The sequence below is a fragment of the Blastococcus aurantiacus genome (assembly GCF_900102425.1).
Taxonomy (GTDB): domain Bacteria; phylum Actinomycetota; class Actinomycetes; order Mycobacteriales; family Geodermatophilaceae; genus Blastococcus; species Blastococcus aurantiacus.
Window position 1 is genome coordinate 12,656 of sequence record NZ_FNBT01000010.1, and the last position, 7,466, is coordinate 20,121.

Genomic DNA, 7,466 nt, shown 5'->3' on the forward strand with positions numbered 1-7,466 from the left:
CAGCGCGGGCGGGCGGCGCGCTGTTCCGCTCAGCCGCCCGGTGCATCCGCGGCGGGGACGCCGGGCTGCTCGACGGTCCGCGGCAGCGCCAGCGTCGCGCCCACCGCCGCGGCCAGCACGAGCGCGCTGAGGCCGAACGCCCACTGGAAGGACGCGACGTCGGTGAGCCAGCCGGCCACGAGCGGCCCGGTGATCGCCCCGAGGTCCGCGGCCATCTGGAAGACCGCGACCAGCCGCCCGCCCCGTGCCGGGCTGACGTCGGCGACCAGCGCAGCGGGTGCGCTGGAGAGGAGGGCGGCGGCCAGTCCGAAGACCGCCATCGACAGCAGGAACAGGCCCAGCTGCGGCGGGGCGACCAGCACCAGCATCGACGTCGTGGCCAGCGTCGAGCCGAGCAGCAGGGACGGACGCCGTCCCCACTCGTCGACGAGCCGGCCCGAGCGCAGCAGCGCGATCGCCTGGGCCAGGGAGCCGGCCAGCAGACCGGCCCCGGCCCAGGCGACGGTGCGGCCGAGCTCCTCGGTCACGTACAGCGGCACCAGGGAGTTGCGGACGCCGAAGGCCACCCAGCCCACGCCGAGATTGGCGATCAGGGCGGCGCGGTAGGCGCGGGTGCGCAGGGCGGCGCGCAGCGGCACCGCGCCGGAGCCCAGGTCGACGCCGGTCGTCGCCGGAGCCGGACCCTCGGGCGCGGAGCGCAGCATCACCAGGCCGACCGCGCCGGCCACCAGCAGGAAGCCGGCGTAGAGCAGGAAGGGCAGCCGCGGCGAGAGCTCGGCGAGCAGGCCACCGGCGGCCGGGCCGGCGATCCCGCCGAGGATGAAGCCGCCCTGCCAGGTGGCGGCCGCGCGTCCCCGGTGCGTCGGCGGCGCGACCCGGAACAGCAGCGAGAGCGCGGCCACGGTGAACATCGCGCTGCCCACGCCCCCGGCCGCGCGCAGCGCCAGGAAGACCGGGAACGACCCGGCCAGGCCGGCCGCTCCGGTGGTGACGGCGACGACGACCAGGCCGGCGGTGAGCACCAGCCGTTCCCCGAACCGCTCGACGAGCGAGCCGCCGCCGAACGCGGAGACGAACCGGAAGAAGGCGAAGGCGCTGACCGCCAGGCCGACCGCGGTCCGGCCGACGCCGAAATCGCGGGCGAACAGCGGGATGGCCGGCGCCACGATGCCGAAGCCGAGTGCGACGACGAAAGCGATGATCGCGAGGACGCCGACCTCCCGGGGCAGGTCCCCGCGCCCCATCAGCCGCACGACGGTCGATCCTGGCACGCCGTCGTGGCGGACCTGCCGGGGGCTCAGGCCGGCTCGGGCACCCCGCCCGGGTCGCCACCGGGGTCGTCCGGCGTCGCCTCGATCGGCGGGGGCGGGAGCTCCTCGGGTGCGTCGGGGAGCAGTTCGGCCGGATCGTCGGGGATCGGCTGATCGGGGTCGATCTCCCGACCCGATTCCGGCAGCGGAGAGACCATGCGGTCAGTCAACCAGGTGGGACGTCCCCGGCGCAGCGCCGTGCGCGGCCGGGGACGCCCTCCGTGCCAGGTCAGGCAGGCCGTGCGGCCAGCACCCGTGCCGCCTCGCGCTCCGCCTCCGGGTTGGCGACGCCGGCCCGCGATCCGGCCAGCTTGGCCCGGATGTGCTCGCCCACCGTGGTCGGGCCGTAGGCCGAGGTGCCGTCGGCGTCCAGGCAGGTCGGGAGCGTCTCGATGACGGCGTCGATGTTGCCGTCGTGGAAGAACGCCGCGGACCGGCGCCGCTCGATCCGGCCGTCCACGATCGGCGGCTTGACGCGGTGCAGCGTCGACATCCAGCGCTCGTTCGTCCACCGCGCCATGAGGTCGCCGAGGTTGATGAGCAGGGCGCCGTCGGCGGGCGAGACGTCGTGCCAGCCGCCGTCCCGGCCGAGCACCTGCAGACCCTTGACCTGGTCGGCCCAGAGCACGGTCACGATGCCGTAGTCGGTGTGCTCGCCCATGCCGGTGAGGTCGCCGTCCAGCGTCACCTCGCCCGGAGGCAGGGCGTAGTTGTTCATCCGCAGCACGTCGAGGCTGTGGTCGGTGAAGCCTTCGAAGAACCCCGCGGGGAGGCCGAGCGCGTCGGCGAACATCGTGGTCAGCGTGCGGGCCACCCGCCCCGCCTCGTCGAAGTAGGCCGACACCGCCTCCTCGAAGCCGGCGGCCTCGGCGGGCCACACGTTCTCCGGGTAGTCCTCGGCGGGCAGGTCCAGACCGGGGTAGTCGCTGACGGCCGCCCCGACGTTGAACGCCTCGAAGAAGTCGTGCATCCGGTTGGACGGTGCCAGCCCCAGGCTCAGGCTCAGCGACTCGGTCTTCGGCGGGCTGTACCCGCGGTTGATCTGCGGCGGGGTCCGGTAGGCCTTCTTGGCGTCCACGGGCAGGTGGAAGAACGAGTCGAGCGCGGCGGCGAAGGCGTCGGTGACCGCCGCGGGCACGCCGTGCCCGAGGATCTGGACGAAGCCGACCGTGCGGGCGGCCTCGTCGAAGGCCCGCGCGGCCGCCTGCCGGTCCTCGTCGGTGGCGGCGGGGTCGACGTAGGCGGAGATGTCGACGACGGGGACGGAGAAGTCGGTCATCGGGAGCTGTCCTCCAGGAGGTCGGGACGGTCAGGGGCTGGCGGGGGCGGGAGGAGGGATTGCGGAGGCGCGTCGGGGGTGGCGGCGACCACCGCCTCGACCCGGCGGAGCAGGTCCGCCTTGCTGGTTGCGTCCAGCCAGCAGGCCTCGACGGCGTTGGCGGTGAAGGCGGCCAACTGGTCGCGGCGGTAGCCGAGGGCGTGGGCGAGCACCCGGTAGTCGTGCGTGGGGTCGGTGCCGAACATCGGCGGGTCGTCCGAGTCGATGGTGACGAGCAGCCCGGCGTCGACCATCTGCCGGATGCGGGCGTGCGTGCCGTCGCCGCTGCCGGAGTAGCGGCCGATGTCGGAGCTCACCGGGGTGCAGGTGAACGGGATCCGCTCGGCGACGCAGCGCGCGGTGATCTCCGGGTCGTCGACGACGTGGTAGCCGTGGTCGACGCGGCTGCAACCGAGCTCGTCCAGCAGCGTGAGCACGTGGGCGGGCGGGCCGGACTCGGAGTGCGCCGTCCGCCCGAGGCCGGCGCGACCGGCCAGCCGGTAGGCCTCGACGAACCGCCCGGGTGGGCCGTTGACCTCCGCGTAGTCCAGGCCGATGCCGACCACCTCGTCGATCCGGTGCTCGATCACCTGCTCGACCAGCTCCACCGCGTCGGCGCCGCTGCGCTCCCGGTTGATGCCGACGACGAGCCGGGCGTCGATGCCGGAGTCGGTGCGGGCGTCGCGGAGCCCGGCGACGACGCCCTCGAGGATCCGCGGGTACGGCACCTCCGGGTGACCCGGGGGGCTGAGCTGGATCTCGCGGTAGAGGACGTTGTGGTCCGCACCGCCGGCGACCAGCGACTCGTAGGTGACCCGGTGGAAGTCGTCGACGTCGCGGATGACCGAGCCGACGACGTCGAGCACCCGGAGGAACTCGCCGAGGTCCTCGTAGCTGCCGTGGTCGTACAGGTCGTGGGCCCCGCGGTCGAGGGGCACGCCGTGCTTGGCGGCGAGCTCGACCACCGTCGCCGGCGCCACGGTGCCGATGAGGTGGCAGTGCAGGCTCACCTTGGGCAGCGCGGCGACCATCGCGTCGACGGCCGGGTCGGCGGGGACGGGCCTGGAGTGCGGGGGATAGCCGGGTGGCCGCCGCTGGGTGTCGGTCATGCCCGGCCGGTCTGGCCGAAGCGGCTGAGGACGGCGGCCTCGACCAGCTGGGCCACGAGGTAGAGCAGCAGCGACACCAGCGTGATGACGACGACGAGCGCCCACACCTTGCCGATCTGGGACCGGGAGGCGGCGGACACGACCGCGTACCCGATGCCCTTGCCGGTGGCCAGCCACTCCGCGAGCAGCGCGCCGGTCATCGACGCGGGCACGGCGATGCGGACGGAGGCGAAGAACGCCGGCAGGGCGGAGGGGAACGCGACCTTGCGCAGCACCGACGCGGGGCTGCCGCCGTAGACAAGCACGACGTCGCGCATCTGCGGGTTCACCGACCGCAGCCCGACGACGATGTTGACCAGCGCGGGGAAGAGCACCACGACGGCGCTCATGACGGCGACGATGGAGTAGCCGCGACCGACGAGCAGGATGAGCATCGGTGCCAGCGCGATCAGCGGCACGGTCTGCAGGATCAGTGCCACGGGCATGATCGCGCTCTCGGCGGCGCGGAAGCGGACGACGACAGCGGCCAGCACCACCGCGGCCAGCATGCCGGCGAGGAAGCCGATGCCCGCGTCGATCAGCGTGCGCCCGAGCAGCCCGGCGATCTCCGACCGCAGGGCCGCGGCGTCCTCGTCGAGGATGAGGATGTCGACGACGTCCATCGGCCCCTTGCCGACGTAGGTGGAGACGTCGAACACCTTCAGCGCCAGCACCCACAGGCCGACGACGACGGCGAGGACGAGGGCCATCGTGCCCACCGCCCGGAGCACGGCGCTCAGCAGCGGACGACGACCGGAGGGGGCAGGGACGCCCGCCGTCGGGGCGGACATCAGCAGGTCGGCGCTCATGCCGCTCCTCGGGACCAGGGGGTGACCAGTCGGGCGAACAGGGCGAAGAGGGCGTAGAAGGCACCGGCCACGAGGGCGCAGCCCAGGCCGATGGCCCAGGCACCCGCGACGTCGACGTTCTGCTGGGCGATCTTGAGCGTGATGGCCACGCCGCGCTGCACCCCGCCGACGTACTCGCCGAGGATCGCGCCGAGGAACGCCAGGGGTGCGGCCACCCGCAGGGCGGCCAGCATCGCGGGGAGGGCCGCGATCAGCCGGACCTTGGTGAGCTGGCGGACGGCACCGCCGCCGAAGACGCGGACCACCTCCAGGCTCGCCGGATCCGCCGAGCGGAGGCCGAGCACGGTGCCGACGACGGTGGTGAAGAAGACCGACAGCGCCGCGAGCGCCGTCGCGGTGCCGGCGCGGGTGCCCTCCTCGGGGTTGCCGATGACGATGAACAGCACCGGCGCGATGGCGACCAGCGGCACGCAGTAGGTGATGACGGCGATCTGCATGACCAGCTGCTCGAGTGCCGGCACCAGCAGGGTGACGGCGGCGAGCGCGATCGCGGCCACCGTGCCGTAGGCGAAGCCGACCGCGGCCTCCTCCAGCGTCATGCCGAAGTGGGTGGCGTAGAAGGTCCAGCCGCGATCGAGAGCGGCCTCCACGACCCCCGCCGGTGAGGGGATGCGGGCGTCGGCGAGCACGCTCAGCACGAGCAGCTGCCAGACGGCGACCGCACCGAGCACGCCGAGCAGCCCGAGACCCGCGGAGCGCAGGGCGTCCCGGCGGAGCAGGGCGCTCACTCCGCGGCCGCCCCGCCGCCGAAGAGCAGCTCGGAGGCGTGGTCGTGCAGGGCGTGGAACTCCGGCGTCCGCATGATCTCGGGATGCCGCGGGCGCGGCAGGTCCACGTCGATGACCTCGACGATCCGGCCGGGCCGCGCGCTCATCACCGCGACCTGGTCGGACAGGAAGATCGCCTCGGAGATGCCGTGGGTGACCATCAGGGTGGTGGCCGGCTTCTCCGTCCAGATGCGCAGCAGTTCGACGTTGAGCCGTTGCCGCGTCATGTCGTCCAGGGCCCCGAACGGCTCGTCGAGCAGCAGCACCGACGGCTTGACCACCAGCGCGCGGGCGATCGACACGCGCTGCCGCATGCCGCCCGAGAGCTGGGCCGGCTTGGCCTTCTCGAACCCGGACAGGCCGACCAGGTCGATCAGCTCCGCCACGAGGGCGGCGTCCGGCCGGGCGCCGGCGACCTCGAAGGGCAGCCGGATGTTGGCCTCGACCGAGCGCCACGGCAGCAGCGCCGAGTCCTGGAACGCGATGCCGAGGGCGTGCGCCCGGCGCAGCTCCTCGGGAGTCATCCCGTCGACCAGCGCGGTGCCGTCGGTCGGCTTCTCCAGGCCCGCGAGGATCCGCAGGATCGTCGACTTGCCGCACCCCGACGGGCCGAGCAGCGAGGTGAAGCTGCCCTGGTCGGTGTGCAGGGAGGCGTCGGTGAGGGCCTGCACCTGCTTGCGGCCGGAGCCGAAGGACTTGGTGAGGCCCTGGAGGTGGATGCCGGTACCTCCGGCCGGCCGAGGAGCGGCCGGCCGGAGGGTCCCGGTCCCGGAGAACGATGTCCCGGAGAGCGATGTCTCGGAGAGCGAGGTCACGGGTGTGCTCCGGTTCCGATGGGAGGGGCAGGGGGCGGTCAGGCGCCGGTGGGCACCTCGGTGAGCTCCGGCTTCTCCTCGAGCAGCTCCTCGAGCAGGGAGAGGTCGAACAGGTCGTCGGCCTCGGTGACGCCGATGTCGGCGGCGGCCAGGGTCTCGAGCACCTGCCCGATGAGCTCGTCGGTGATCGTCAGCAGCCCGTTGGCCTCGACGTCGGGGGTGACGATGAGCGTGCTCTGCACCTCGGCCTGCTCGATTTCCTTCGCCATGTCGAGGTCGAGGTCCTTGCCGTACTCCTCGACGGCGAGCCGGGCGCCCTCTTCCGGGTCGCGCAGGTAGTCCTGCCAGCCGAGGATCTCGGCCTCCAGGAAGGCCTTCACCTTCTCGGGCTCCTCGGCGATCATCTGCTCGGTCGTGATGATGCTCTCGGCGACGAACGGCAGACCGTTGTCCGCGAAGGGCAGGTTGGTCACCGCGTAGCCGGCGCTCTCCACCGTGATCGACTCGTTGGTGATGTAGGCCAGGAAGCCGTCGACCTCGCCGTCGATGAGCGGCGCGGGGTCGTACTCGACCGGCACCTTCTCGACCGAGGCGGGATCGATGCCGTTGACCTCGAGGAGCGCGTCGAACAGCGTCTCGTTGCCGCCGGCCTGGACGCCGATCTTCTTGCCGACGAGGTCCTGCGGCGTCGCGATGTCGCCGCCGTCGGCCATCGACAGGATGGTGAAGGGGTTCTTCTGGAACTTCGTGCCGATGATCTTCAGCGGCGCGTCCTCCTCGGCGATGACCTGTGCCGTGGAGACGGCGTTGCTCAGCCCGAAGTCCACCTCGCCGCTGGCCACGAGGGTCTCGATCGGGCCGGGGCCCGGGTCCATCGTCACGTCGGAGAAGCCGACGTCGGTGTAGTGGCCGTTGGCGTCGGCGAAGTACTCACCGGCGAACTCGGCGTTCTTCACCCAGGACAGCTGGAGGCTGACCGGGCCGAGGTCGCCGCCCTCGGCCGCGGAGTCCGACTCGTCGGAGCCGCCGCACGCCGTCATGGCGAGGACGGCACCGGTGAGCACGGCGGTGGTGCGCAGGGCGCGGTTCAACATGTGCGACTCCAGGTCGGGAGAGGGGTTCTGCGACGGCGGGAGGCCCGCCGTCTCTCGGTGCTGGACGCTAGGAGCGGCGGGTTTCGGCCCTGGTCGACCGGCGTTTCCGGGCGGTTAAGGAAATTCCCGTTGCAGGCCGGAACGA

8 protein-coding genes are annotated in these 7,466 nt (G+C 72.9%); all 8 read right to left on the reverse strand.

Annotated elements, in window-relative coordinates:
* Positions 1-29 precede the first annotated feature (29 nt).
* Entirely contained in the window at positions 30-1,244 is a 1,215-nt protein-coding gene (locus BLS70_RS18215; protein ID WP_255362585.1) for an MFS transporter, read from the reverse strand.
* 53 nt (positions 1,245-1,297) lie between these two features.
* Complete coding sequence (locus BLS70_RS20915) at positions 1,298-1,468, reverse strand: hypothetical protein (RefSeq protein ID WP_176946485.1); 171 nt, start codon at positions 1,466-1,468, stop codon at positions 1,298-1,300.
* 71 nt (positions 1,469-1,539) lie between these two features.
* Positions 1,540-2,589 carry an isopenicillin N synthase family dioxygenase gene (locus BLS70_RS18220; RefSeq protein ID WP_091770863.1) on the reverse strand — a complete coding sequence of 350 codons (1,050 nt, stop codon included), beginning with the start codon at positions 2,587-2,589 and terminating at the stop codon, positions 1,540-1,542.
* Complete coding sequence (gene add, locus BLS70_RS18225; protein ID WP_091770865.1) at positions 2,586-3,737, reverse strand: adenosine deaminase; 1,152 nt, start codon at positions 3,735-3,737, stop codon at positions 2,586-2,588. Before add ends, BLS70_RS18220 begins: the two co-directional genes overlap by 4 nt.
* Positions 3,734-4,585, reverse strand: a complete 852-nt coding sequence (locus BLS70_RS18230) for an ABC transporter permease (RefSeq protein ID WP_091770867.1) — start codon at positions 4,583-4,585, stop codon at positions 3,734-3,736. The genes add and BLS70_RS18230 overlap by 4 nt, the downstream gene beginning before the upstream one ends.
* Positions 4,582-5,373: an ABC transporter permease gene (locus BLS70_RS18235; protein ID WP_091770869.1), complete on the reverse strand. Its 792-nt coding sequence runs from the start codon at positions 5,371-5,373 to the stop codon at positions 4,582-4,584. The genes BLS70_RS18230 and BLS70_RS18235 overlap by 4 nt, the downstream gene beginning before the upstream one ends.
* Positions 5,370-6,227: an ABC transporter ATP-binding protein gene (locus BLS70_RS18240; protein ID WP_091770871.1), complete on the reverse strand. Its 858-nt coding sequence runs from the start codon at positions 6,225-6,227 to the stop codon at positions 5,370-5,372. Before BLS70_RS18240 ends, BLS70_RS18235 begins: the two co-directional genes overlap by 4 nt.
* Before the next feature lie 38 nt (positions 6,228-6,265).
* Positions 6,266-7,321, reverse strand: coding sequence for an ABC transporter substrate-binding protein (locus BLS70_RS18245; RefSeq protein WP_091770873.1), 1,056 nt, complete (start codon positions 7,319-7,321; stop codon positions 6,266-6,268).
* Positions 7,322-7,466 lie beyond the last annotated feature (145 nt).

What these genes read in the sequence shown, in the direction of transcription:
- BLS70_RS18215 (WP_255362585.1), bottom strand. Translation starts at nt 1,244, where the DNA reads ATGGGGCGCGGGGACCTGCCCCGGGAGGTCGGCGTCCTCGCGATCATC.
- BLS70_RS20915 (WP_176946485.1), bottom strand. Translation starts at nt 1,468, where the DNA reads ATGGTCTCTCCGCTGCCGGAATCGGGTCGGGAGATCGACCCCGATCAG.
- BLS70_RS18220 (WP_091770863.1), bottom strand. Translation starts at nt 2,589, where the DNA reads ATGACCGACTTCTCCGTCCCCGTCGTCGACATCTCCGCCTACGTCGAC.
- add (WP_091770865.1), bottom strand. Translation starts at nt 3,737, where the DNA reads ATGACCGACACCCAGCGGCGGCCACCCGGCTATCCCCCGCACTCCAGG.
- BLS70_RS18230 (WP_091770867.1), bottom strand. Translation starts at nt 4,585, where the DNA reads ATGAGCGCCGACCTGCTGATGTCCGCCCCGACGGCGGGCGTCCCTGCC.
- BLS70_RS18245 (WP_091770873.1), bottom strand. Translation starts at nt 7,321, where the DNA reads ATGTTGAACCGCGCCCTGCGCACCACCGCCGTGCTCACCGGTGCCGTC.